Origin of the sequence: Streptomyces sp. NPDC051219 (genome assembly GCF_040682335.1) — a bacterium.
Classification (GTDB): Bacteria; Actinomycetota; Actinomycetes; order Streptomycetales; family Streptomycetaceae; genus Streptomyces.
Genome location: NZ_JBFBAS010000001.1, coordinates 540,976 through 564,309, shown reverse-complemented (window position 1 = coordinate 564,309; position 23,334 = coordinate 540,976). Strand labels below are relative to the sequence as shown.

The 23,334-nt window shown below is 71.2% G+C and carries 19 protein-coding genes and 1 rRNA gene; 5 read left to right on the top strand and 15 right to left on the bottom strand.

From position 1 onward, the window contains the following. A 16S ribosomal RNA gene (locus AB0M62_RS02680) occupies positions 1-90 on the bottom strand; the annotation flags it as partial. 595 nt (positions 91-685) lie between these two features. Continuing rightward, positions 686-1,693, bottom strand: a complete 1,008-nt coding sequence (locus tag AB0M62_RS02675; RefSeq protein WP_366072263.1) for a stage II sporulation protein M — start codon at positions 1,691-1,693, stop codon at positions 686-688. Between the two features lie 115 nt (positions 1,694-1,808). Between AB0M62_RS02675 and AB0M62_RS02670 the strand changes: the two genes are divergently transcribed. Then, on the top strand, positions 1,809-2,762 hold the full coding sequence (locus AB0M62_RS02670) for an RDD family protein (RefSeq protein WP_366072220.1): 954 nt from the start codon (positions 1,809-1,811) through the stop codon (positions 2,760-2,762). A 12-nt stretch (positions 2,763-2,774) separates the two neighbouring features. Here the strand turns inward: AB0M62_RS02670 and AB0M62_RS02665 are convergent, their stop codons facing one another. From AB0M62_RS02665 to AB0M62_RS02630, 8 genes are all read right to left on the bottom strand, one after another. Next, positions 2,775-3,395: a hypothetical protein gene (locus AB0M62_RS02665; protein ID WP_366072219.1), complete on the bottom strand. Its 621-nt coding sequence runs from the start codon at positions 3,393-3,395 to the stop codon at positions 2,775-2,777. Between the two features lie 125 nt (positions 3,396-3,520). Further along, positions 3,521-4,978 (bottom strand): adenosylhomocysteinase, encoded by a 1,458-nt coding sequence (ahcY, locus tag AB0M62_RS02660; protein WP_366072218.1) that lies wholly within the window; start codon positions 4,976-4,978, stop codon positions 3,521-3,523. Positions 4,979-5,354: 376 nt separating this feature from the next. Then, positions 5,355-6,332, bottom strand: coding sequence for a cation diffusion facilitator family transporter (locus AB0M62_RS02655; RefSeq protein WP_366072217.1), 978 nt, complete (start codon positions 6,330-6,332; stop codon positions 5,355-5,357). An 86-nt stretch (positions 6,333-6,418) separates the two neighbouring features. Further along, positions 6,419-7,582, bottom strand: coding sequence for a mannose-6-phosphate isomerase, class I (gene manA / locus AB0M62_RS02650; protein WP_366072216.1), 1,164 nt, complete (start codon positions 7,580-7,582; stop codon positions 6,419-6,421). 58 nt (positions 7,583-7,640) lie between these two features. Continuing rightward, a complete protein-coding gene (locus AB0M62_RS02645) occupies positions 7,641-8,777 on the bottom strand; it encodes an SIS domain-containing protein (protein ID WP_366072215.1) in 1,137 nt (378 codons plus the stop codon). A gap of 89 nt (positions 8,778-8,866) precedes the next feature. Further along, on the bottom strand, positions 8,867-9,049 hold the full coding sequence (locus AB0M62_RS02640) for a Trm112 family protein (protein ID WP_254373269.1): 183 nt from the start codon (positions 9,047-9,049) through the stop codon (positions 8,867-8,869). Positions 9,050-9,252: 203 nt separating this feature from the next. Continuing rightward, positions 9,253-10,614 (bottom strand): phosphomannomutase/phosphoglucomutase, encoded by a 1,362-nt coding sequence (locus AB0M62_RS02635; protein WP_366072214.1) that lies wholly within the window; start codon positions 10,612-10,614, stop codon positions 9,253-9,255. Between the two features lie 79 nt (positions 10,615-10,693). Next, positions 10,694-11,131, bottom strand: a complete 438-nt coding sequence (locus tag AB0M62_RS02630) for a DUF3499 domain-containing protein (RefSeq protein WP_366072262.1) — start codon at positions 11,129-11,131, stop codon at positions 10,694-10,696. Between the two features lie 268 nt (positions 11,132-11,399). Between AB0M62_RS02630 and AB0M62_RS02625 the strand changes: the two genes are divergently transcribed. Next, positions 11,400-11,852 (top strand): metallopeptidase family protein, encoded by a 453-nt coding sequence (locus tag AB0M62_RS02625; protein ID WP_366072213.1) that lies wholly within the window; start codon positions 11,400-11,402, stop codon positions 11,850-11,852. A 43-nt stretch (positions 11,853-11,895) separates the two neighbouring features. On the opposite strand, the gene AB0M62_RS02620 is transcribed toward AB0M62_RS02625, so the two are convergent. From AB0M62_RS02620 to AB0M62_RS02610, 3 genes are all read right to left on the bottom strand, one after another. After that, positions 11,896-13,500 carry a DUF5719 family protein gene (locus AB0M62_RS02620; RefSeq protein ID WP_366072212.1) on the bottom strand — a complete coding sequence of 535 codons (1,605 nt, stop codon included), beginning with the start codon at positions 13,498-13,500 and terminating at the stop codon, positions 11,896-11,898. Continuing rightward, positions 13,497-17,237: a glycosyltransferase gene (locus AB0M62_RS02615; protein WP_366072211.1), complete on the bottom strand. Its 3,741-nt coding sequence runs from the start codon at positions 17,235-17,237 to the stop codon at positions 13,497-13,499. Before AB0M62_RS02615 ends, AB0M62_RS02620 begins: the two co-directional genes overlap by 4 nt. 228 nt (positions 17,238-17,465) lie before the next feature. Continuing rightward, positions 17,466-17,729, bottom strand: coding sequence for a WhiB family transcriptional regulator (locus tag AB0M62_RS02610; RefSeq protein WP_366072210.1), 264 nt, complete (start codon positions 17,727-17,729; stop codon positions 17,466-17,468). A 605-nt stretch (positions 17,730-18,334) separates the two neighbouring features. On the opposite strand from AB0M62_RS02610, the gene AB0M62_RS02605 reads away from it, so the two are divergent. The 3 genes from AB0M62_RS02605 to AB0M62_RS02595 are packed head-to-tail and all read left to right on the top strand — an operon-like array spanning position 18,335 to position 21,100. Continuing rightward, entirely contained in the window at positions 18,335-18,835 is a 501-nt protein-coding gene (locus AB0M62_RS02605) for a cysteine dioxygenase family protein (protein WP_366072209.1), read from the top strand. Positions 18,836-18,848: 13 nt separating this feature from the next. Further along, positions 18,849-19,805, top strand: coding sequence for a 2-phospho-L-lactate transferase (gene cofD / locus AB0M62_RS02600; RefSeq protein ID WP_366072208.1), 957 nt, complete (start codon positions 18,849-18,851; stop codon positions 19,803-19,805). Next, complete coding sequence (locus tag AB0M62_RS02595; protein ID WP_366072207.1) at positions 19,802-21,100, top strand: coenzyme F420-0:L-glutamate ligase; 1,299 nt, start codon at positions 19,802-19,804, stop codon at positions 21,098-21,100. Before cofD ends, AB0M62_RS02595 begins: the two co-directional genes overlap by 4 nt. A 28-nt stretch (positions 21,101-21,128) precedes the next feature. Here the strand turns inward: AB0M62_RS02595 and AB0M62_RS02590 are convergent, their stop codons facing one another. Beyond that, complete coding sequence (locus tag AB0M62_RS02590) at positions 21,129-22,139, bottom strand: DNA-3-methyladenine glycosylase 2 family protein (RefSeq protein ID WP_366072206.1); 1,011 nt, start codon at positions 22,137-22,139, stop codon at positions 21,129-21,131. A 9-nt stretch (positions 22,140-22,148) separates the two neighbouring features. Next, the gene (locus AB0M62_RS02585) at positions 22,149-23,267 is read right to left on the bottom strand and encodes an NDP-sugar synthase (protein ID WP_366072205.1); all 1,119 of its coding nucleotides are present in this window, start codon (positions 23,265-23,267) and stop codon (positions 22,149-22,151) included. Positions 23,268-23,334 lie beyond the last annotated feature (67 nt).

Sequence of the window (23,334 nt, the reverse complement as noted above, 5' to 3'; positions counted from 1 at the left end):
AATCCACCCCGAAGGGCTTCATCGTTCGACTTGCATGTGTTAAGCACGCCGCCAGCGTTCGTCCTGAGCCAGGATCAAACTCTCCGTGAATGTTTACCCGTTATCGGGTGCACACACACGAGAGCGGAACGATCGGTCGGAATAAGACCGGTCGTTCACAGCGTCCTCGCTGTGTTCTTGCCTGCCAGTCACATGGACTCGCAGGACTTTCAAAGGAACCTCGCCATCCGAAGATGGACGGGGTATCAACATATCTGGCGTTGACTTTTGGCACGCTGTTGAGTTCTCAAGGAACGGACGCTTCCTTTGTACTCACCCTCTCGGGCTTTCCTCCGGGCGCTTCCCTTCGGTCTTGCGTTTCCGACTCTATCAGACTCTTTCGTGTCCGATTCCCAGTCGAAGTGGGATTTGGTTTGCCTTCAGATCTCCGCTTTCGCGTTTATCTTTCCGGCGGCTCCGACATTATCAGAAGATTTCGGCCGAGTTAGTCGGCTTCGAGATCCACCAGGAGTCGGCGCACTCCCCGGAATTCATTTCCGATCGGGAGGCGACTCTAGATTCTAGCCGTCGCGGTCGGATGTGTCCATCCGAGGCAACCGTTTGAATCTACCTCCCCACGCAGCCGATGTCAACCGTCTTTGCGGGGCGAAGAGGAGACTAACAGCTCGGGCGAGCTCGACGCACATCAGGCCGCGGTGGGGAGCACCGCGCTGCGGTCGAGGGCCTCGACGTCGCCCGTCTCACCGGCCCGCGCCGCCCTGCCACCGAGCACGTAGACGTAGGCGAGGAAGGCCAGCTCCGCGACGATGCCGATGGTGATGCGCGCCCAGGTCGGCAGACCCGAAGGGGTGACGAAGCCTTCGATCACACCCGATATGAAGAGTACGAGGGCAAGGCCGATCGCCATGCCGATCGCCGCTCGGCCCTGCTCCGCCAGGGCTACGCGCCGCGTGCGGGGGCCCGGGTCGATGACGGTCCAGCCCAGGCGCAGGCCCGTGCCGGCAGCGACGAACACCGCGGTCAGTTCGAGCAGGCCGTGCGGAAGGACAAGTCCGAGGAAGGCGTCGAGCCGGCCCGCGGAGGACATCAGACCGATGCCGATCCCGAGATTGAGCATGTTCTGGAAGAGAATCCAGACCACCGGCAGGCAGAGGAACGCGCCGAACACGAGACACACGGCAGCAGCCTGGGCGTTGTTCGTCCACACCTGCGCCGCGAAGGACGCGGCGGGGTGGCTCGAGTAGTACGTCTCGTACTGGCCGCCCGGGCGGGTCATCTCGCGCAGCTCCGCCGGGGCCGCGATCGCCGCCTGGATCTCGGGGTGGGCGGCGATCCACCAGCCGATCAGCGCGGCCACCGCCGTGGAGAGGAGCGCGGTGGGCACCCACCAGTGTCGACTGCGGTAGACCGCGGCCGGAAAGCCGGTCGTGAAGAAGTGGACGGCGTCTCGCCAGGTGGAGCGGCGGGTGCCGGTGACGGTGGAGCGGGCGCGCGCGACCAGTTGGGTCAGGCGGCCCGTGAGCATGGGGTCGGGGGCGCTGGACTGGAGCAGGGAGAGGTGGGTGGCCGTGCGCTGGTAGAGGGCGACGAGTTCGTCTGCCTCGGCTCCGGTGAGCCGGCGGCCGCGGCGCAGGAGGTGGTCCAGGCGGTCCCACTCCGCGCGGTGGGCGGTAACGAAGACGTCGAGATCCATCCGGCTGCTGCTCCGCTCCAGGGTGGTGGTGACGTGCCAACCGTACTGAGGCACGATTCCGGTCAGCTTGGCAGACTGGATGTGCAAGGGGCAGGGCAGGGAAGGGTGGGCTTCAGTGAGTGAGCTGGTGACGGGGGACGCGGTCGTCCTGGGGCTGCGGCCGGCGCGGTTGCCGAGCCGGGCGCTGGCGCTGGTGATCGATCTGGCGCTCGTGTGGGCTGTCTATCTCATCGTGTCGATCGGACTGCTGGCCGCCACCGCGTCGCTCGACGAGGCGGCGGCGATGGCGGTCTCGGTCGCGAGCTTCGTACTGGTGCTGGTGGGAGCCCCGATCGCCGTCGAAACGCTCAGTCACGGGCGGTCGGTGGGGAAGCTCGCGTGCGGGTTGCGGGTGGTCCGGGACGACGGGGGGCCCATTCGGTTCCGGCACGCTCTGGTGCGCGGGGCGATCGGCGTGGTCGAGATCCTGCTGACTTTCGGCGTCGTCGCCTGCATTGCTTCCCTGGTGTCGGCCCGCGGGCGGCGGGTCGGGGACGTGTTCGCGGGGACTCTGGTCGTGCGGGAGCGGGTGCCGGCCGCGCGGACGGCAGCCGTGCCGCCTCCGCCGCCCTGGCTGGTGGGGCGATTCTCCGCTCTCGACCTTTCGGGGGTGCCGGAGGGGCTCTGGCTTGCGATACGCCAGTACCTGACGCGAATGGGACAGCTCGATGCGCAGGTGAGCTGGTCGATGGCGCAGCGGCTGGCCGGGGACCTGGCGGCCGCCACCGGGGCGCCGGCTCCCGAGGGGGTGCCCCCGGCGGCGTATCTGGCCGCGGTGGTGAACGAGCGGCAGGCGCGGGATGCGCGCCGAGCTTTCGGGGTGCAGGGCGGCAGCGGGCGCGCGGGCACGGCTCCGGTTCCTGTCGCAGCTCCTGGCGCAGCCGGCCATGCCGCGCCCACCGGCTCGGCTCTGCCCGCTCCCGCTGTGCCCGCTCCCGCCCCCGCACCCGCTCCGGTTTCCGAGTACGGGCAGCAGAACGCCGGGAGGGGGTCGGTGCCGCCGGCCACGGGGTTCGCACCTCCCGCCTAGGTCGAGCGGTGGTCAGACAGCGGGGAACTCCGAGGGCGGGCTCTCGAGGTCTTCGAGTTCGATGCCGGGAGCGGACAGAACCACGTCCCCCGCGATGTAGATCACGTGCTGTTCTCCGGTGTCCAGCGCGTTGACCTGGTACTCGTCCACCATGAGCCGCCCATTGTCAGTGGCGTGCGCTTCACTCTTCAGCAAGGCCCAGGACTGGTCCACGGTCCGCGGCGCCAGGACGGGGTCGGTGAAGGCCACGAGACGGACTCGGGTCGCGGGGGAGGCGGAAGTGAGACGCAGCAGACGCGAGGTCGCGACGAGGAACGCCGGCGACGTGCCGGTGAAGGCATGAGCGGGGACATTGCCTTCGGTGGCGTGCTCGCCGGTGGGGTCGGTGCGTACCCAGGTGACGCCCTCCAGGGCGGCACCGCGCACCTGCCAGCTCGCGGCGTGCAGTTCGAGGCGGATGGGACGCCCGATTTCGTCGATGGCCAGGTCGACGGAACCGGCGTGTTCGCCGCTGGGGCTGGTGGTCTGCGACACGTAACGCCAGCCGGAAGGGCCGGGGGCGCAGTGGAAGTGTTCTTCGCCGAGGGGGGTGTGATCGTGCGGGTCATGGAGCGAATAGCGACCGCGGGGCATCGTTCTGTGAGTCCTTCACGATCCGGAACGGGGCAGGCCCCCGGCACGGGGGTGCGGGGGCCTGCCTCTTACTTGGTGACTGCCGGTTTACTTGGTCACTGCCGGTCTGCCGGTGACCGTCAACCTCAGTAGCGGTAGTGGTCCGGCTTGTACGGACCTTCGACCTCGACACCGATGTAGGCGGCCTGCTCGGGGCGGAGCGTGGTCAGCTTGACGCCGAGGGCGTCGAGGTGGAGCCGGGCGACCTTCTCGTCCAGGTGCTTGGGCAGCACGTAGACGTCGGTCGGGTACTCCTCGGGCTTGGTGAACAGCTCGATCTGGGCCAGAGTCTGGTCCGCGAAGGAGTTGGACATCACGAACGAGGGGTGGCCGGTGGCGTTGCCCAGGTTCAGCAGACGGCCCTCGGAGAGGACGATGAGGACCTTGCCGTCCGGGAAGGTCCAGGTGTGGACCTGCGGCTTGACCTCGTCCTTGACGATCCCCGGCACCTGGGCCAGGCCGGCCATGTCGATCTCGTTGTCGAAGTGGCCGATGTTGCCGACGATCGCCTGGTGCTTCATCTTGGCCATGTCCGAGGCCATGATGATGTCCTTGTTGCCGGTCGTGGTGATGAAGATGTCCGCGCTCTCCACCACGTCGTCGAGGGTGGCCACCTGGTAGCCGTCCATCGCCGCCTGCAGCGCGCAGATCGGGTCGATCTCGGTGATGATCACGCGGGCCCCCTGGCCGCGCAGCGACTCCGCACAGCCCTTGCCGACGTCGCCGTATCCGAAGACGACCGCGACCTTGCCGCCGATGAGCACGTCGGTGGCCCGGTTGATGCCGTCGATCAGCGAGTGGCGGCAGCCGTACTTGTTGTCGAACTTCGACTTCGTCACCGCGTCGTTCACGTTGATCGCGGGGAACAGCAGAACACCGTCCCGCTGCATCTCGTAGAGACGGTGCACACCGGTCGTGGTCTCCTCCGTGACACCGCGGATCTCGGACGCGAGCTGCGTCCACTTCTGCGGGGACTCGGTGAGCGTGCGGTTCAGCAGACGCAGGATGTGGCCGTATTCCTCGCTGTCCGCGGTGGACGGGTCCGGGGCCGAACCGGCCTTCTCGAACTCCACGCCCTTGTGCACCAGGAGGGTGGCGTCACCGCCGTCGTCCAGAATCATGTTCGGGCCGCCGGTGGGCGTGTTGGGCCAGGTCAGCGCCTGCTCCGTGCACCACCAGTACTCCTCCAGCGTCTCGCCCTTCCAGGCGAAGACGGGGACGCCCCGGGGGTTCTCCGGCGTGCCGTTCGGGCCGACCGCGATGGCGGCGGCCGCGTGGTCCTGGGTGGAGAAGATGTTGCAGGAGGCCCAGCGGACCTCGGCGCCGAGGGCGACCAGGGTCTCGATCAGCACGGCGGTCTGCACGGTCATGTGCAGCGAACCGGTGATACGGGCGCCGGCCAGCGGCTGAGCGTCCGCGTACTCCTTACGGATCGACATCAGGCCGGGCATCTCGTGCTCGGCGAGGGTGATCTCCTTGCGGCCGAAAGCGGCGAGGGAAAGGTCGGCGACCTTGAAGTCCTGGCCGGTGGCGACAGTCGACATGCGAGCTGCTCCTCGTGGGGTAGGTCGAGGGTGGGTACGGCTGGCTCTGCGGCGGCGCGGGCACACGAATGCCCGGGACGGCTCGCAGCGCAGTCCGTCGGAGGCCCTCTCTCCCTCGGCCGGCCCGTACTGCGGACCGCCCGACCGCCATCAGCAGCGACGTCTGGCACTGGTGACGAATCTACACCGATCGACTGACCGGGCCCCAGCCCGCCCAGAGGCAGGAAGTGGCCGATTCCAGTGCCACAGAGCACAAGATTACGGGCCTTTCGGGTTTTTCATCCGTGGTGCGTGGCGAGGGCCCCGCCTGGCAGCCGGGGCCCTCGTCGCGGCGCGTATGGATCAGTAGCGCGTATGGATCAGTAGCGCGGCCGGATCAGTGCGCGGTGCCGGTCCCGGAGCCGCCCGGCTTCTTGGCGGGGTTCTCCCCGCGCGCAGCCGCGGCCTCGCTGTAGATGTCCGGCTCTAGGTAGATCACGCGGGCGATCGGGACTGCGGCCCGGACGCGCTCCTCCGCGGCGTTGATCGCCTCGGCGACCTGCGCGGCCGTTTCGTCCTGCCGGACCGCGATCTTGGCGGCGACCAGCAGTTCCTCGGGCCCGAGGTGGAGCGTCCGCATGTGGATGATGCGCGGGACCGTGTCGCCGTCGACGAGCGCGGCCTTGATCTTTTCCACGTCCTCGGTGCCCGCGGCCTCACCGAGCAGCAGCGACTTGGTCTCGGCCGCGAGCACGATGGCGATCAGGATGAGCAGCACGCCGATGCAGAGGGTTCCGATGCCGTCCCAGACGCCGTCGCCGGTGGCCAGGGACACGCTCACGCCGACGAGCGCCAGGAGCAGGCCGACCAGCGCGCCGAGGTCTTCGAGGAGTACGACCGGCAGCTCAGGGGCCTTGGCCCGGCGGATGAACTGGTTCCAGGACAGGTTGCCCCGGACCTGGTTGGACTCCTTGATCGCGGTGCGGAAGGAGAAGGACTCCGCGATGATCGCGAAGACGAGGACTCCGACCGGCCAGTACCAGGCCTCGATGGCGTGCGGGTGCTTGATCTTCTCGTAGCCCTCGTAGATCGCGAACATGCCGCCGACCGAGAAGAGGACGATGGAGACGAGGAAGGCGTAGATGTAGCGCTCGCGCCCGTAACCGAACGGGTGCTGTGGCGTGGCCTCGCGTTTCGCCTTCTTGCCGCCGAGGAGCAGCAGCCCCTGGTTGCCGGAGTCGGCGACTGAGTGCACGCTCTCGGCGAGCATCGACGACGATCCGCTGAAGAGGAATGCCACGAACTTGGCAACCGCGATGGCGAGGTTGGCGGCGAGCGCCGCCACGATCGCCTTGGTTCCGCCTGACGCACTCATGGGTGCAGGATTTCCTTCCTCGATGCTGCGGCCCTGGCGCCGCGGTACGGCCGCACATTGTTGCAGGAGCCGTTACGGGCGCCGCGTCAGGCCACCACCGTTGCACGGAAGACCGTGCCGGTGCCGGACAGGGTGACGGCCTCGCCCGCGGGGACGAACACCGACTGCCCCGGCTTCAGGGCGTGTTCACCGGCCTGTGGTGCGCCGGCCGTGCAGAGCAGGATTTGCGGGGTGTCCGTGGGAAGTTGGCTGGGGACCGCGCCCTCGGCCAGTACGTGACGGGACAGCCGGAACTCGTCGATCGGCGTCTCGTAGAGCTCCTCGCCGTCCGGTGTGGCCTCGGGGCGCAGGATTCCCGGGTCCGTCGGCTCGAAGCGCACGATGCGCAGGAGTTCGGGTACGTCGACGTGCTTGGGCGTCAGGCCGCAGCGCAGCACGTTGTCCGAGTTCGCCATGATCTCGACGCCGAGGCCGCTCAGGTACGCGTGCGGGATGCCTGCTCCGAGGAAGAGCGCCTCACCGGGCTGCAGTTGCACGTGGTTGAGCAGCATGGCGGCGATGACGCCCGGGTCGCCCGGGTAGTGGTGCGCGAGGAAGGCGTAGGGCGCGTACGCGCCGCCGAGGTGTTCGGCGGCGACTGCGGCCTCCGCGACGGTGTGGGCCATCTCGGCCGGGTCCGCGCTCAGTACGGCGGTGAGGACCTCGCGCAGGGCGGCGTCCTCGGGGTGCGCGTGCAGCAGGTCCACGTACGGCTTGAGGGAGTCGACGCCGAGGCCGGCGAGGAGGTCGGCGGCCTCGGTCGGGGCCCGGAAGCCGCAGAGTCCGTCGAAGGCAGTGAGCGCGCAGAGCAGTTCGGGCTTGTGGTTGGCGTCCTTGTAGTTGCGGTGCGGTGCGTCGAGGGGGACTCCGCGCCGTTCCTCGTCCGCGTATCCCTCCTTCGCCTGGGTGAGATCGGGGTGCACCTGGAGGGAGAGTGGCGCGCCGGCCGCGAGGATCTTCAGCAGGAAGGGCAGCCGCGGGCCGAACTTCGCCACCGCCGCCGCGCCGAGTTCGGCCTCGGGGTCGGCCTCGATGACGGTGGACAGCGCAGTCCCGCCCGCCCCGCGGTCTACCCGGGATGGGGCACCGGGATGGGCGCCCATCCACATCTCGGCCTGCGGTTCGCCCGTCGGTTCGACGCCGAGGAGTTCCGGGATTGCGGTCGTCGACCCCCAGGCATAGGGGCGGACGGCGTTGGAGAGGCGGTCCATTACGTCTCTTCCTGGGTACGTGGGCCGGTCGGAGCCGGTCAGCCGGTCGGAGCCGAGGTCAAGCGTGCCCCGCCGAAGCAAGCGACAGGTAGACGGCGGCGAAATCGGTGACGGCCAGGAGTTCGGCAAGGCTCTCGAGCTCGCTGCCCTCCTCCGGTTCGAGTTCGCTGATCGCGGTGTCGTGGCTCAGCGCCAGCTCGCGGGCGGCGGGGGCGGCGGTGAGTCCGCCGGCCGGCCGGTCGCGGAGCAGGACGACCCGGGCGTGCAGGGCCTGCGACTCGTCCACCCGGTCGCGGAAGAAGTCGTCGGGGTCCGCGCCCGCCGCGTACACGCCCGAGAGCAGGACACCGTGGGCGGGCAGGGCCTGGGGCAGCTCGGCGGCGAGTGCGGGGCGTCCCGCCAGTTCGGCGAGTACGGCGGCGAACCGGCGCCCCGCCGGGCCAGCACCGTCGCCTTCCGTCCAGATGAGCGGTAGCGAGTCGGCGAGCTCGGCGGCGAGGGTCTTGGCCGGATTGCCGTACGTGGCGATGGCCGGACCGCAGCGCTCGGCGGTGCGGTCGAGGCGGTCGGCCACCCGCTGGAGGGCTTCGGGGGGTGCGCTGAGCAGGCCGACCCGGTCGAGCAGGAGCAGCAGCGGGGTCAGCAGCGCCCAGAGCGCGCCGGGCCCGGCCGATGCCGCCGTCTCGTCGTACTCCTCGAACGGCGCGGTCGCCATCGGCACGACAAGGCCGTGCACGGCGCTCACCTCCTCGCTCAGCGGCGAGCGCTGGGGGGCGACGGCGACGACGGTGCAGCCGCGCCGGTAGGCCTGCTCGGCGAGCACGGCGAGGCCCGGCTCCGAACCGTTCGTCGTGGCGATGAGCAGCAGGTCCACCGAGCCGGCCCAGCCGGGCAGGGCCCAGCGCAGCGCACCGGCGGCAGGGGCGACTCCGGTGGGGTGCAGCCGGCTGACCGGGCAGGACGCGCCGGCCAGCGCGGCGATGAGGTCCGCGACACCGTTGGCCGCGGTACCGGGCCCGGCGATCAGTACCGCCCGGGGCCTGCCGTCCGGCTTGATGTCGCCGAGGCCGGCCTCGGTGGCGTGCCGGGCGGCGGTACGCACCCGTGCCCCGGCCTCCGCGGCCCCGCGCAGAAGGCCGCGGCGGTCGGCGCGGGCCAGGGCTTCGGGGGCATCGAGCAGCGACTCGTCGAGCATGGTGGTAAAGCCTCCGATCGCCGTTTTCCTACGTCGTGCGGGGTCGTACCGGTCCTGCTGTGCCGTACGGGCCTGGGCTCTGTACGGATTTATGCGGGGCGGCGGGCCTCGTCGACGAGGAGCACGGGGATGCCGTCGCGTACGGGGTAGGCCAGGCCGCAGTCCTTGCCGGTGCAGATCAGCTCGGGGCTGTCGGACGCCGACCGGTCGCTGAGCGGCGAGTGGCAGGCGGGGCAGGCGAGGATCTCCAGAAGGCCGGCTTCGAGCGGCATGGGGTGGGTCCCTTCGAGCATGCGGTTCGGGCGACGTCAGCCTACCGCCGGGGAGCGTGGTCTGCGGCCCGGCGTCGGGCGCGGTCGGGGGCGGCGCGTTGCCTGGCCGGGCCGGCCCTCCCCCGGCAGGTGCTGCGACGCGGCCGCGCTGCGTCGCTGGAGGCGGGGCCCGGCTCGCCGGGCCCCGCCTCCAGCCGTGCGGGTCAGGCGCGGACCAGCGACAGGACCTCGTCGCGGATCTTCGCCGTCGTCACCTCGTCCCTGGCCTCCACGTTCAGGCGCAGCAGCGGCTCGGTGTTGGAGGCGCGGAGGTTGAACCACCAGTCCGGCGCGGTGACGGTCAGACCGTCGAGCTCGTCGATGGTGATGCCCTCGTGGCCCTCGTACGCGGCTTTCACGGCGGCCATGCGGCCCGCCTGGTCGGCCACGGTCGAGTTGATCTCCCCGGAGCCGCGGTAGCGGTCGTACTGGGCCACCAGCTCGGACAGGGTGCCCTGCTGGCCGCCCAGGGCGGCCAGCACGTGCAGCGCGGCCAGCATGCCCGTGTCGGCGTTCCAGAAGTCCTTGAAGTAGTAGTGGGCCGAGTGCTCGCCGCCGAAGATGGCGCCGGTGCGGGCCATCTCCTCCTTGATGAAGGAGTGGCCGACGCGGGTACGGACGGGAGTGCCGCCGTTCTCACGGACCACCTCGGGCACGGACCACGACGTGATCAGATTGTGGATCACCGTGCCGCCGCCGTGCTTGGCCAGCTCACGCGCCGCTACGAGGGCGGTGATCGCGGACGGCGAGATGCCCTCGCCACGCTCGTCCACCACGAAGCAGCGGTCGGCGTCGCCGTCGAAGGCCAGGCCGATGTCGGCGCCCTCGGCGACGACCCGGGCCTGGAGGTCGGTGATGTTCTTCGGGTCGAGCGGGTTGGCCTCGTGGTTCGGGAAGGTGCCGTCCAGCTCGAAGTACAGCGGGACCAGGTCGATCGGCAGGCCGGCGAAGACGGTGGGCACGGTGTGGCCGCCCATGCCGTTACCCCCGTCGACGACGACCTTCAACGGGCGGATGGAGGCCACGTCGACGAGGGAGAGGAGGTAGGCGGCGTAGTCGGTCAGGGTGTCCCGCTGGGTGATGCTGCCGGCGTTCGCGGCCGGTTCCGGGGCACCGGTGGACGACCACTCCTCGACGAGCGCGCGAATCTCGGACAGGCCGGTGTCCTGGCCAACCGGGGCGGCCCCCGCGCGGCACATCTTGATGCCGTTGTACTGGGCCGGGTTGTGCGAGGCGGTGAACATTGCGCCCGGCAGGCCCAGTTGTCCCGAGGCGAAGTACAACTGATCCGTCGAGCACAGGCCGATCTCGGTCACGTCGGCGCCCCGCGCTGCGGCGCCCCGCGCGAACGCCTGGGACAGCCCGGGCGACGAGGGCCGCATGTCATGGCCGATCACGATCGCGTCGCCGCCGGTGACCTCCAAGAAGGCGGCCCCGAAGAGCTCGGCCAGTGGCTCGTCCCACTGGTCGGGGACCACTCCGCGTACGTCGTACGCCTTCACGATCTGGGACAGATCAACAGCCACGGCCATCCTCCTGAGTTCCCCTGGGGTCGCATCAAACCTACCCGCTGGATCTGAACGCCGGCTGTGTTGCGGAGGGCGGTCAGGGTTCGGGTGACCGCAGTACGCGCAGATGCCCGCGCCGGGTCGCCCCGCCGTAGCCGGACGAGGTGTCGGGGGTCCGCGCGCCGCCGCCGGCTTCCGCCGCGCGGTCATGCGGCCGGGCGGCTTCCCGTACGGCGTTGGCGAGCGCCTCGAGATCGTCGCCGCTGGGACGCGAGGGGGCGGATCCGTCGGAGAGACGGACGACCTCCCAGCCGCGTGGGGCGGTCAGACGCTCGGAGTGCTCGGCGCACAGGTCGTAGCAGTGGGGCTCGGCATAGATGGCGAGCGGGCCGAGGACTGCGGTCGAGTCGGCGTAGACGTACGTCAGTGTTGCGACGGCAGGGCGGCCGCACGCGGTGCGCGAACAGCGACGTACAGGGCTCACGATGTTGGACGGTACCGCACTCTTGAGCGGGCCGCGACGACTCTCCCTCAGGTCACTCCCCCGTGTCGTGGCGGGATCCCAACCACAGGAGCCCCACGGGTAACTGGGTTGACCTGCGGAGAAGTGAGGGCGCTCCGGCCCTGTCGGCGATGATTGCCGTCACCACTCCACCCAAAACCCTTCAATCGGCGCGAGATCGCCGGTCACGGAAGGATCCGAAATCGAACCGAAGCTTGGCTGGAATGCTCAATGAACGACATGCCGTATCACGCCCGATGGAGGGCGGCCGGCCGCGCGTCCGTGGAGCTACCCTGCGTAAGTGATGGACAGTCCCGTACCGCCCCGCCCGACCGAGCCCCGACCGCGCCGCCGCGACCGTCACGGGCGCGGGATGCGGGGGCCCGTGGCCCCGCCCCAGGTGCCGCTCTCGGCCAGTCGAGCCGAGGTTTTCGGGGACCTCGTCCAGGATTCGGTGGAGCGTCTGGAGCGGCGCTGGCCGCAGCTGGCGGAGGTCGAGTTCCTGGTGCTCGACGTGCCGACGGCCGGCGGGCCGGACAGCGGGTGGAACGACGAGGCGGTGCCGCTGGGCGGACTGGTCGCCGCGCGGGACGGCCGGCCCGCGCGGATCGTCGTCTACCGGCGCCCGGTCGAGATCCGCACCAAGAACCGCGACGAGCGCGCGATGCTCGTGCACGAGATCGTCGTCGAGCAGGTCGCCGAACTGCTGGGCCTGGCACCGGAATCGGTCGATCCGCGGTACGGGCAGGACTGACGCCGCCGTACCGCCTCCCGGCGGACTCCCACCCGTACGCGGCTCAGTCGTCCAGTACCGACAGGTCCTGTACGGCGCGCGGCACCTCGACCGTCCCCCGGTCGTCCGACAGCGTCTGGACCGTGAACATCGGAATGCCGTCCTCCGGCAGTTCCAGCGTGCGCGCCGCGTGCAGCGGGCCGCCCGACTCCGTCTCGACCGTCAGCGCGTACGAGCCCTTGAGGCCGGCCGGGACCGGCGGCGGAACCGCGAGCGTGGTGCCGCCCTTGACCGTGAACGTCTTGACCACCTGCGCCCCCGCCTCGGTGCCCGCGGAGGCGGTCACCTTTACCGTCACGGTCGACTCGGGAGCCACCAGGGACAGGACCGAGCCCTTGGCGCGGTTGTCGGTCACGGTCGCCCGCTCCCCCACCTGCGCGGCCGCCGGAACGAAAGCGACCTCCTGCTTCGCGCCCGTTCCCCTCGTGACACGCAGCGCCGCCACGACCGGGGTCGCGTCGCGTCCCTCCGCCGGCGTGAGCACAAGCGAGCCGGCTTCGCCCTTGGTGACGTCCTTGAGGTCGAGCGACTTGGTCATGCCCGACTTGACGTGCAGGTTTTCCGCGCCGGCCGGGGTGAACGACCCGGTCGGGCCGGCCAGCCGCACCTTCAGGTCGGCGTCGTCCTGGCCGGGCACGAAGGCCACGAGCCGGGCCGAGGTGGCGTCCGCCGGGATGCCGGGGAGCACAAGGCTGCCCGCGGGGTCGGCGGAGGCCGGCAGCCAGTCGGAACCGGCCTTGTCGTCCATGGCCTGGACGGACGCTCCGACGCGGCCGGTGCGGGTGGTGACATGGACGGTCACATCGGCCGTGGCAGTGCCGGTGAGGGTGGACAGCAGCACGGGGACGGAGGACTTGGCGGGAACGGGGATACCTTCGCCGGCCTCGGCCTTGAGCGCGCCCTCGGGGCCGTACATCTCGATGTCGACCACGGCCGCGGTGTCGTCGGGATTGGTCAGATGGACGTAGTCCTGTCGCTCCTTCGCGGTGCTCGCCGCGGGGAACCAGAAGTCGGTGTCGGGCGGGCTGCAGCTGACGCCGAGCACGCCGCGGGCACCGCCGACGGTGACCGTGGTGGTCTGCTGAGCGGCCCAGCCGGGGGCGAGGCGGCCCTCGGCCGCCCCGATGAGGGCGGGGGCCTCGGCTCCCGAAGCGGTGCCTGCGGCGGGCTTGCCGGGCGCCTTGACGGAGACGACAGGCTTGTCGGCGGCCGCGTTCTTGGTGGTCTTGTCGTCCTTCTCCTCGTCCTTCTCCGCGTCCTTCTCCTCGTCCTTCTCCGCGTCCTGCCCGGTCTCCTCCTCGTCGTCCTTCTTGGCCTTGTCGGCGTCCGGGGCGGCCAAGGAGCCTACGGAGGGCACCAGTTGGGCCGTGCCCGCCTTCGCGGATCCCTCCGAGCCACCTCCCGCCGGGGTGAAGGACGTGTACGTCGTCTCGGCGAGGTCCGACATGCTGGGCGCGGGGCACAGCAGCGAGGAGCGCTCGACGGGCAAGCGGGCCGCCGCCTCGGAGTCCGGGGCATCCGGACCGCCCGGGGCGGTGAGCGCGGCGAAACCGGTGACAGCGGCGAGGGCCGCGGCGGCCGCGAGGAGAGAGAGGGTGGGGCGGTTCACTGGTTGTTGCTCCCGTCGGGGCGCTCGGTCTCTTGGCCGTCGGGGCGGGGCTGCTGACCGTAGCCGTAGGGGTCGTACGAGCCGGGCGGGTAGGACTCGGCGGGGTACTGATCCGCGCCGTAGTGCTCGCTGCCGTACTGCGGGTACTGGTACGAGTACGGCTCGCCCGTGTTGCGGTCGTTGCCGTTCGGGTCGTTGCCGTACTGGTCGCCCGCGTACTGGCCGTTGCCGGACTGGCCGTTCGCGTACTGGTCGCCGCCGTACTGGTCGTTCCCGTACTGCCCCTGGTCACCGGTCCGGTACGTCTGCGCGTCCCAGTCCCCCTGGGACTGCTGCGGCACCGCGGCGAACGGGTCTTCGTACGAGTCCGCATACGGATCCACGTACGGCGCCTGCGCGGGGACGGCCGGCGGCTCACCCAGTGAATCCGTGTCCGTCTCCGTGCCGATGTCCCGGTCGTCCAGGGCGGCCTCGGCCTGCGCCGCGGCCCGCAGGCGGCGGGCCCGGCGGCCCTCGCCCTCCACCGGCTGTGCGGGCACCGTGACGCCTTCCTCGGGGAGGTCGTCGTCGACCTGGCGGCGCCTCCCCGGCAGGGCGAGCACCAACAGCAGGACGGCGAGCGCCCCTTGGGCCCAGATCCAGGCCGAGTGGGTGACGGAGTCCTCATAGGTCAGGTCGAACCGGCCACCCCCGGCAGGCAGTTCGAAGCCCTGTGCCCAGCCGTCGACGGTCTTCCTGTCCAGCACCCGCCCGTCGAGCGTGGCCTGCCAGCCTGGCGCCGCCTCGTCCGCGATGCGCAGTACGCGTCCCTCGGGGCCCGCCGGAATCTCGGTGTGCGCCTCCACGGGCTGGGAGGCGACCGGCAGCGGATCGTCGCCCGGCTTGCCGGAGACGATCACGGCCCGCGCCACCTGGCGGTCCACACGCCACAGCGCGCTGCCGTCCAGCTGGCTCAGCCGGCTGAGACCCGGCGTGGCGTCGAGTACCCGGCTCATCTGGCGCGGGGCGCCGTCCCGTACGAGTACGTAGCGGACCGCGAAGCCGCTGAGCTGGCTGGTCTGGTCGGCGCCGGAGCCGGCCACCAGATTGGAGACGATCTTGTCGAGACGGGCGTTGCTGCCGCCCGCCTCGGCCAGTTCCGCATCGCCGAGGCGGCCGCCGGATCCGCGGACCAGCGTGTAGGAGACCTCCGCCTGCGACGTGCCGCCGAGTACGAGGGTCCGCGCCTGGTCCCGGGTACCGCTCTCCTCCGCGACGAACGCCGGCACCTGCACCGGGTCGCGCCGCGTCAGCGGACCGTCGGCGCCTCCGATCATCCAGCCTGCCGCGGCCACCAGCGGTCCGACGACCGCGGCCAGCGCGATCAGCGCGGCGACGGGCTGCCGCCAGCCGAAGCTCTGCGCGGCGACTCGCTCCTTGGCACCGTCGGCGCCCATCACGGCCGCGCCCAGCAGGGCGATGCCGTACACCAGGGTCGCCGGGCCCGCCCAGCCGGACTGATTGGCGAACGCGGCGAACAGCAGCGCGACCAGGGCCACGGCCCAGGCCGCGCGGATCGCGAACTGCCGCTCGCCGCGCAGCAGGGCCGCCAGCGCCGCGAGCACGATGCCGATGAGCACCGGCCCGCCCGCGGTTCCGGGGCCCCCGGGGCTCGTGCCGAGCAAATCGAGGGCGGAGGCCGAGCCGGCGCCGAAGGCCAGGCCCGCCTCGCGGAAGAAGGCGGACGGGCCGGCCAGCAGGGACAGCGACCAGGGGGCGAGGACGAGCAGAGAGGTGCCGAGGGTGGCCAGGAAGCGAAGCGCGTACGCCGTGACGTCGTCCCGCTTGAGCACCAGGCCGGCGATGCCGAGCACAAGGGCGATCGGCCACACGATCGGCGTAAACGCCATGGCGAGCGTCAGCAGCAGCGCGTACGTCCAGACCGCGCGCCAGCTTCCGCGCGCGTCACCGCCGCGCAGACCGTGTGCCGCGATGCCCGCCCGCGCGATCAGCGGCAGCAGAATCGCCAGCACTGCCGTACCGAGCCTGCCGCCCGCGAGAGCGCCGGTCGCGGCGGGCAGGAAGGCGTAGGCGACGCTCGCCCAGGCCCGCAGGAGCCGCGACTCGACGAGCGGCCGCGAGGCGAAGTAGGCGGCGAGCCCGGCCAGCGGCACGGAGCAGACCAGCAGCAGGGTGAGCGCGATCCCGGTGGAGCCGAAAAGGACGCTCGACAATGCCGCGATGACCGCGAGGTACGGCGGGGCGGTCTGGGTGCCGCCGGTGCCGACGGGGTGCCAGCCGTCGAGGTAACGGTCCCATAGTCCGGAGGCGTCGGCGGGCGCGGGCAGCAGCGCCCCGCCCGCGAGTGCGCCTCCGCCCAGCAGGGCACGGCAGGCGACGAGGGAGACCAGCAGGAGTACGGCGAACAGAACGGGTGCCGGCTTGCGCGCGATCCGCTTCAGGCGCGCGAACTGCTCGATCTCCAGGTAGTCGGCGTCGTCGCCGCCGGGCCCGGACTCGACGGAGCCGTGGCGGCCTGCGGAGGCGGCGTCGGGCTCGGCCCGGCCGACGAAGTTCCCGGCGACCTGTTCGAAGGTGGCCCGGATGGTGGCGCCGGGCGGCGGGAACAACGGCCGCAGGTCACTCGCCTCGACCGCCCCCCGGCCGCGCCGGCGCCGCGCGGCCAGAATCTTTCCGGGCCGCAGCAGGGTGCCGACAAGACCGGTGACCTCGTCGACGGCCTGCCCCGGCACCTTGCCCACCAGGTAGGCGAGGGTGCGCAGCAGGGTGCCGAGCACCAGGCGCAGGAGTACATAGGGAAGGGCCGCGCCGCGCGAATTGACGAGCATCGTGTAGACGGCGCCCGCCTTGTCGACGCGGTGCGGGTTGGCGACGGACCGGCCGGCGCAGTCGATCGGCCGCCTCTCACGCGCGGATGCCTCCGCGTGCCGGAGTACGGCGTCGGGGGCGACCTTGACCACGTGGCCGGCCGCGTGGGCGCGCCAGCACAGGTCGACGTCGTCGCGCATCAGGGGGAGCCGCCGGTCGAAGCCGCCGAGCTGCTCCCAGACGTCGCGCCGGATCAGCATGCCGGCGGTGGAGACGGACAGGACGGGGCGTACGGCGTCGTGCTGGCCCTGGTCCTGTTCGCGCCGGTCGAGTCCGGTCCAGCGGCGGCCGCTGTTGGCGATGGAGACGCCGACTTCGAGCAGCTGCTTGCGGTCGTACCAGCCGCGGAGTTTGGGTCCGACGATGGCGGTGGACGGGCTGCCGTCGGCGACGCGCAGCAGCTCCGCGAGCGCGTCGGGCTCCGGTGCGCAGTCGTCGTGCAGCAGCCACAGCCACTGCACGGGCTCGCCGTGCGGCAGCTCGGGCATGTCATAGGCGTCGTCGCGCCAGCTGCGGCTGACCGGGTCCCAGCCGCTGGGCCGCTTCAGGTATGGCAGGTCGTCGGGCGTGAGCACCCCGGCCGTACGGACCGCCTCGTCGACGGCCGTACCGAAGCCGCTGCGCCTGGCCAGGTGCAGTACGCGGTCCGCGCCGAGCGCCTCGGTGAGCAGCCTGGCGGAGTCGTCGGCGCTGCCGGTGTCGGCGGCGACGACGTTCTGCACGGGGCGCTCTTGGCCGAGCAGCCCGGCGAGCGCCTCGGGCAGCCAGCGCGCGCCGTCGTGGGAGACGACGACGGCGGTGACCACATGCCGTGGGAACTCTGGGGCGGCGGCCTCGTAAGGGGCCGCCGAGTGGCTGTGCACGGACATCGCGGTACGGGCCCTCCGGCCGGGGTCCGGGGGTCGCGCCCCCGAAAGGCTGCTGTGCTGACTGCGGTTCACGCCCGCGCCCGGTAGGGGCGTTGGTGCGTCTCGGACGGGGCCCCACCCTAACGGTCCACAACAGCGACGGTCCGCCGCCTGCGGGGAAGGTGCAGGGGGCGGACCGTTCGATACGTACAGCTTGTGCCTTTTGGTGACACCGTCGGTCGCACGGCGTCAGACGGCGGCCTTCTTCAGTCTCCGGCGCTCACGCTCGGACAACCCGCCCCAGATACCGAAGCGCTCGTCGTTGGACAGGGCGTACTCGAGGCATTCGGAGCGGACCTCACAGGCGAGGCAGACCTTCTTGGCCTCGCGGGTCGATCCGCCCTTCTCGGGAAAGAAGGACTCGGGATCGGTCTGGGCGCACAGCGCGCGCTCCTGCCATCCGAGCTCTTCGTCCGCCTCGTCGACCAGCAGTTCCTGAAACAGCTCGGTCATGTGCGCCCCTCGTCTGTCTTTGCGTCCCCGTGATGTTGCCGTTACCGAATCCGGCTGAACGACACGAGTGAAATTACAAGTGTGTGGATCCGGGCCAGTCAAGCCGAGATCTGCTATTGGGCCCCTTATTCACTCTGGGGAACCAAGGCTATGCGGAAAGTGTTCAAATCGCTAAAAACCATGACACATGCCAATGGCCTATCCGCACGCCCCCTCACCCGTACAAGACGACGCAGTTGGTGACCTTGTTTCAATCCGGCCACCGAAGCGATCCGGATCACAGTCCGATCACGAGACCGCAACGGCGTTTACGGGTGCGGTTGCTGCGCACCTCTCCCGGCCGCCGCCTGCACAAACCTTTCTCCGAGAGGAGTAACCGGATGAGGTGAAAGATTTCACTCCATTCGGACATTGGGTTGACAGCGGCAGAAGGAGTCCGGTCTCCTTGACTGCATGCCAGCGACCACAGCGCCCTCCCGGACCCACATGCGTGGGTTCCGCAGCGCTGTCCAGGCGCGCTGTTGCTGTTCCAGCTGTTGATGCCCCGCGCTCCAGCTCATCTCTGCGACGACACCCCTGCACTTCTGCCGAGGAACTCCGCACCCATGAACAGCGACAACGACCTTCAGATCGCCGGCGACATCCTCGCCGTACAGCACCTTCTCCGGCCTGCTCCCGAGCACCCGGAAACGGTGGCCGAGTTCGCCGGACTGGCCCGCTCCATCGCCGCCGACCGCGCGCAGTGGGAGCACCTCGTCGAGTACGACGCCTCCTCCCGCTGGTACCACCGGCTGCGGACCGGCCCCGGGTACGAGGTCTGGCTGCTGAGCTGGGTCCCCGGCCAGGGCAGCGGACTGCACGACCACGGACGCTCCGCCGGCGTGCTCACCGTCCTCGACGGCGAGCTGACAGAGCGCACCGAACGCGGGCAGCGGTCCCTCGACGCGGGCGCGCAGCGGGTCTTCGCCCCCGGCTACGTACACGAGGTCGTCAACGACTCCCTCGAGCCGGCCGTGAGCCTGCACGTCTACTACCCGGGCCTGACCGAGATGCCGATGCACGCGGCGCGGTGCTCCCCGGCCGCCCAGGATGCCGTCCCCGCCTGACAGACTGCTGTCCATGCGCATTGTGGTTCTGGCCGGCGGCATCGGCGGCGCCCGTTTCCTCCGCGGCCTGAAGGCCGCCGCCCCCGAAGCGGACATCACCGTCATCGGCAACACCGGAGACGACATCCATCTGTTCGGGCTGAAGGTCTGTCCCGACCTCGACACCGTGATGTACACGCTCGGCGGCGGCATCAACGAAGAACAGGGCTGGGGGCGTACGGACGAGAGCTTCCGGGTCAAGGACGAACTCGCCGCGTACGGCGTCGGACCCGAGTGGTTCGGTCTGGGTGACCGCGACTTCGCCACCCACATCGTCCGCACCCAAATGCTCGGTGCGGGCTTTCCGCTGAGCGCGGTCACCGAAGCCCTCTGCGCCCGTTGGAAGCCTGGTGTCCGGCTCCTGCCCATGTCCGACGACCGGGTCGAGACGCACGTGGCCGTCGAGGTGGACGGCGAGCGCAAGGCCGTCCACTTCCAGGAGTACTGGGTGAAGCTGCGGGCCGATGTCGAGGCGCACGCGGTCGTACCGGTCGGCGCGGACCGGGCCAAGCCGGCGCCGGGCGTGCTCGAGGCCATCGCGGAGGCGGACGTCATCCTCTTCCCGCCGTCCAACCCCGTCGTCAGTGTGGGCACCATCCTCGCCGTGCCCGGTATCCGCGAGGCCATCGCCGAGGCCGGCGTACCGGTCGTCGGCCTCTCCCCCATCGTCGGCGACGCGCCCGTGCGCGGGATGGCAGACAAGGTGCTCGCCGCGGTCGGCGTCGAGGCCACCGCCGCGGCGGTCGCCCAGCACTACGGCTCCGGGCTGCTCGACGGCTGGCTCGTCGACACGGTGGACGCCGGGGCGGTGGACGAGGTCGAGTCGGCCGGGATCCGCTGCCGGGCCGTACCCCTGATGATGACCGACCTCGACGCCACGACGGCCATGGCCCGCGAGGCGCTGGCGCTCGCCGCGGAGGTACGGGCGTGAGCGAGCCGTCGTACCGGGTCTGGGCCATGCCGGGGCTTCCGGAGGTCCGGCCCGGCGACGACCTGGCCAAGCTGATCGCCGCCACGGAGCCCGGCCTCGTCGACGGCGACGTCCTGCTGGTCACCTCGAAGATCGTGTCCAAGGCGGAGGGCCGGATCGTCGAGGCGTCCGACCGGGAGGCCGCCATCGATGCCGAGACGGTGCGGGTGGTCGCGCGGCGCGGCGTCCTGCGAATCGTCGAGAACCGGCTCGGCCTGGTCATGGCGGCGGCGGGCGTCGATGCGTCCAACACCCCCGCCGGGACCGTGCTGTTGCTGCCTCTCGACCCCGACGCGTCGGCCCGCGCGATCCGGGTCGGACTGCGCGACGCGCTCGGCGTCGATGTCGGCATCGTCATCACGGACACCGCCGGCCGGCCCTGGCGCACCGGTCTGACCGATGTGGCCATCGGCGCCGCGGGCGTCCAGGTCCTGGACGACCTTCGCGGCGGCACCGACGCGCACGGCAATCCGCTGAGCGCCACGGTCGTGGCGACCGCCGACGAACTCGCCGCCGCCGGCGACCTGGTGAAGGGCAAGACGGGTGGCCTGCCGGTCGCGGTGGTCCGGGGTCTGCCCCATCTGGTCACCGAAGCCCCCGCCGGCGCCCGCAGCATGGTCCGGTCCGCCGCGGACGACATGTTCCGTACCGGCACGTCCGAGGCGGTACGCGAAGCGGTGACTCTGCGGCGCACGGTACGGGAGTTCACGGACGAGCCGGTGGACCCGGGCACGGTGCGCCGGGCGGTCGCGGCCGCGGTGACGGCGCCGGCGCCGCACCACACGACGCCGTGGCGCTTCGTACTCCTGGAGTCCGCGGAGTCGCGTACCCGGCTGCTCGACGCGATGCGGGACGCGTGGATCGCGGACCTGCGCGGCGACGGCTTCAGCGAGGAGTCGATCGCGAAGCGGGTGCGCCGCGGCGATGTATTGCGCAAGGCCCCGTACCTCGTCGTCCCGTGCCTGGTGACGGACGGGTCGCACACCTACCGCGACGACCGCCGCAACGCGGCCGAGCGCGAGATGTTCGTGGTCGCGGCGGGCGCCGGAGTGCAGAACTTCCTGGTTGCGTTGGCGGGCGAACGGCTCGGCTCGGCGTGGGTGTCCTCGACGATGTTCTGCCGCGAGGTGGTGCGCGAGGCGCTGGACCTGCCGCCGGACTGGGACCCGATGGGAGCGGTGGCGGTGGGCCACGCAGCGGCCCCGCCCAGGGAGCGGGCGGGGCGGAACGAGGGGGACTTCATCGCCGTGCGGTGAGCCCGGCGCTCGCCACGCGCCGCCGCGGTCACAGCTTCGCGATGTCCCAGCGCGGCATCTTCGGCTTCCGGCGCAGCGGAATACGGCCGCTCAGCAGGATCAGCCGGGCCGCGCGGTGGCGTTGGCCCGCGTACGGGGCGAGCAGCTCCAGCATCCTCTCGTCGTCCGCGTCCCGGTCGCCCGCCAGGGCATGGCCGACGATGCCCGGGAGGTGGAGGTCGCCGACCGTGACCGCGTCGGGGGCGCCGTTGGAACGCTGGACCGTCTCGGCCGAGGTCCAGGGGCCGATACCGGAAACCAGTTCCAGGCGGGCGGCCGCCGCTTCGGGGGCCATCGCCGCAGCCTCCTCCAGGCGGCGGGCGACCCGGACCGCGCGCATGATCGTCGCGGAGCGCTTGTGGTCCACGCCCGCGCGGTGCCACTCCCAGGAGGGGACCAGCGCCCAGGTGCGGGCGTCCGGCATGGCGTACATCCGCTCGGGCGCGGGCCCCGGGGCGGGGTCGCCGTACTTGCGGACCAGCAGGCGCCACGCGCGGTACGCCTCGTCCGTGGTGACCTTCTGCTCCAGGATCGAGGGGATCAGGGATTCCAGTACGAGACCGGTGCGGCACAACCGCAGGCCCGGACGGCGGCGGTGCGACTCGGCGACCAGGAGGTGGCGCGGGGCGAACGCCGACGGGTCGTCCGACTCACCCATCAAGTCGGGCAGCCCGTCCAGCAGCCATTCGGCACCTGGGCCCCATGCCTGCGCGGCCACGGCGCCGTCCCGGGCGGAGACCCTCATCGAGCCAGGGCCCTCGGGGGTACGGCTCACCCTCCAGAACGAGCCGTCCGGCGTCGCACGGAAGGTGGGGTCGCCCGGTCCTCGCCGCAGCGGGCCGAGGACCAGCGCGAGGTCGAGGGGGCCCGGCGGGGTCCAGCGTCTGGACAGGGCGGCGGCCGGCCGTGCGGGGGCCGGGACGCCGGCGGATACGCCCGTGTGCCCGCCCCGGACGCCGGAGCGGGTCACACGCTGCTGAGGTATGAAGCGTCCTGCCACCCTCCGAGGCTACTGGTCGGAGGAGAACCGCACCGCACCGGCGGGGAGAACGGCGTCGCACCAGATCCGCACGCCGTCGCGGAGCTCGTTGTCCGCCCCCACCACCGCACCGTCGCCGATCACAGCGCCGGACAGAACCGTACGGGCTCCGATGCGGGCGCCGGCGCCGACCAGTGAGCCGGAGATCACCGCGCCCGGTTCGACGACCGCGCCGGCCAGGACCGTGCTGCCGTCGATCCGGGCCCCCTCGCCGATCTCCGCGCCCGCGCCGATGACGGTGCCACCGGTGAGCTTGGCGTCCGGTGCCACGATCGCGGTGTCGAGGACGAGCTGGTCGCCGCACCGGCCGGGCACTGCCGGCGACGGGGCCCGGCCCATGACCAGGTCGGCGGAACCGCGGACGAAGGCCTGCGGGGTGCCGAGGTCGAGCCAGTACGTGGAGTCAACCATGCCCTGGAGGTGGGCCCCCGACTCGAGCAGGCCGGGGAAGGTCTCGCGCTCGACGGAGACCGGCCGGCCGGCCGGAATGGTGTCGATGACCGAGCGGCGGAAGACGTACGCGCCCGCGTTGATCTGGTCGGTGACGATCTCTTCGGGGGTCTGCGGCTTCTCCAGGAACGCGGTGACCCGGCCGGAGGAGTCAGTAGGTACCAGCCCGAAGGCCCGCGGGTCCTCCACCCGGGTCAGGTGGAGCGAGACATCGGCGGCCGAGGACCGGTGGGTGGAGACCAGCGCGCGGATGTCGAGGCCGGTGAGGATGTCGCCGTTGAAGATGAGGACCGGGTCGTCGGGTCCGGAGTGCAGCCGGGAGGCGACGTTGCGGATGGCGCCGCCGGTGCCGAGCGGCTCGTCCTCGGTGACGTACTCGAGGTGCAGCCCGAGTGAGGCTCCGTCACCGAAGTGCGGTTCGAAGACCTCCGCCAGGTAGGAGGTGGCGAGCACGATGTGCTCGACGCCCGCCGCCCTCGCGCGGGCCAGTTGGTGGGTCAGGAAGGGCACACCCGCCGCCGGGACCATCGGTTTGGGGGTGTTCACCGTGAGCGGGCGCAGCCGTGTGCCTTTGCCGCCGACCAGGAGGATCGCTTCTGGCGCTGCGGGCGCTTCAGGCGCTTCAGGCGCTTCAGTCAACGTAGGTGCCTCTTCTTCCTGCTGGGGCCGGCCCGGTGGGGCGGCCAGTGTATGCAAACCGTCCCGG

What these genes read in the sequence shown, in the direction of transcription:
- AB0M62_RS02675 (WP_366072263.1), bottom strand. Translation starts at nt 1,693, where the DNA reads ATGGATCTCGACGTCTTCGTTACCGCCCACCGCGCGGAGTGGGACCGC.
- AB0M62_RS02665 (WP_366072219.1), bottom strand. Translation starts at nt 3,395, where the DNA reads ATGCCCCGCGGTCGCTATTCGCTCCATGACCCGCACGATCACACCCCC.
- ahcY (WP_366072218.1), bottom strand. Translation starts at nt 4,978, where the DNA reads ATGTCGACTGTCGCCACCGGCCAGGACTTCAAGGTCGCCGACCTTTCC.
- AB0M62_RS02655 (WP_366072217.1), bottom strand. Translation starts at nt 6,332, where the DNA reads ATGAGTGCGTCAGGCGGAACCAAGGCGATCGTGGCGGCGCTCGCCGCC.
- manA (WP_366072216.1), bottom strand. Translation starts at nt 7,582, where the DNA reads ATGGACCGCCTCTCCAACGCCGTCCGCCCCTATGCCTGGGGGTCGACG.
- AB0M62_RS02645 (WP_366072215.1), bottom strand. Translation starts at nt 8,777, where the DNA reads ATGCTCGACGAGTCGCTGCTCGATGCCCCCGAAGCCCTGGCCCGCGCC.
- AB0M62_RS02640 (WP_254373269.1), bottom strand. Translation starts at nt 9,049, where the DNA reads ATGCCGCTCGAAGCCGGCCTTCTGGAGATCCTCGCCTGCCCCGCCTGC.
- AB0M62_RS02615 (WP_366072211.1), bottom strand. Translation starts at nt 17,237, where the DNA reads ATGTCCGTGCACAGCCACTCGGCGGCCCCTTACGAGGCCGCCGCCCCA.
- AB0M62_RS02610 (WP_366072210.1), bottom strand. Translation starts at nt 17,729, where the DNA reads ATGACCGAGCTGTTTCAGGAACTGCTGGTCGACGAGGCGGACGAAGAG.
- AB0M62_RS02605 (WP_366072209.1), top strand. Translation starts at nt 18,335, where the DNA reads ATGAACAGCGACAACGACCTTCAGATCGCCGGCGACATCCTCGCCGTA.
- cofD (WP_366072208.1), top strand. Translation starts at nt 18,849, where the DNA reads ATGCGCATTGTGGTTCTGGCCGGCGGCATCGGCGGCGCCCGTTTCCTC.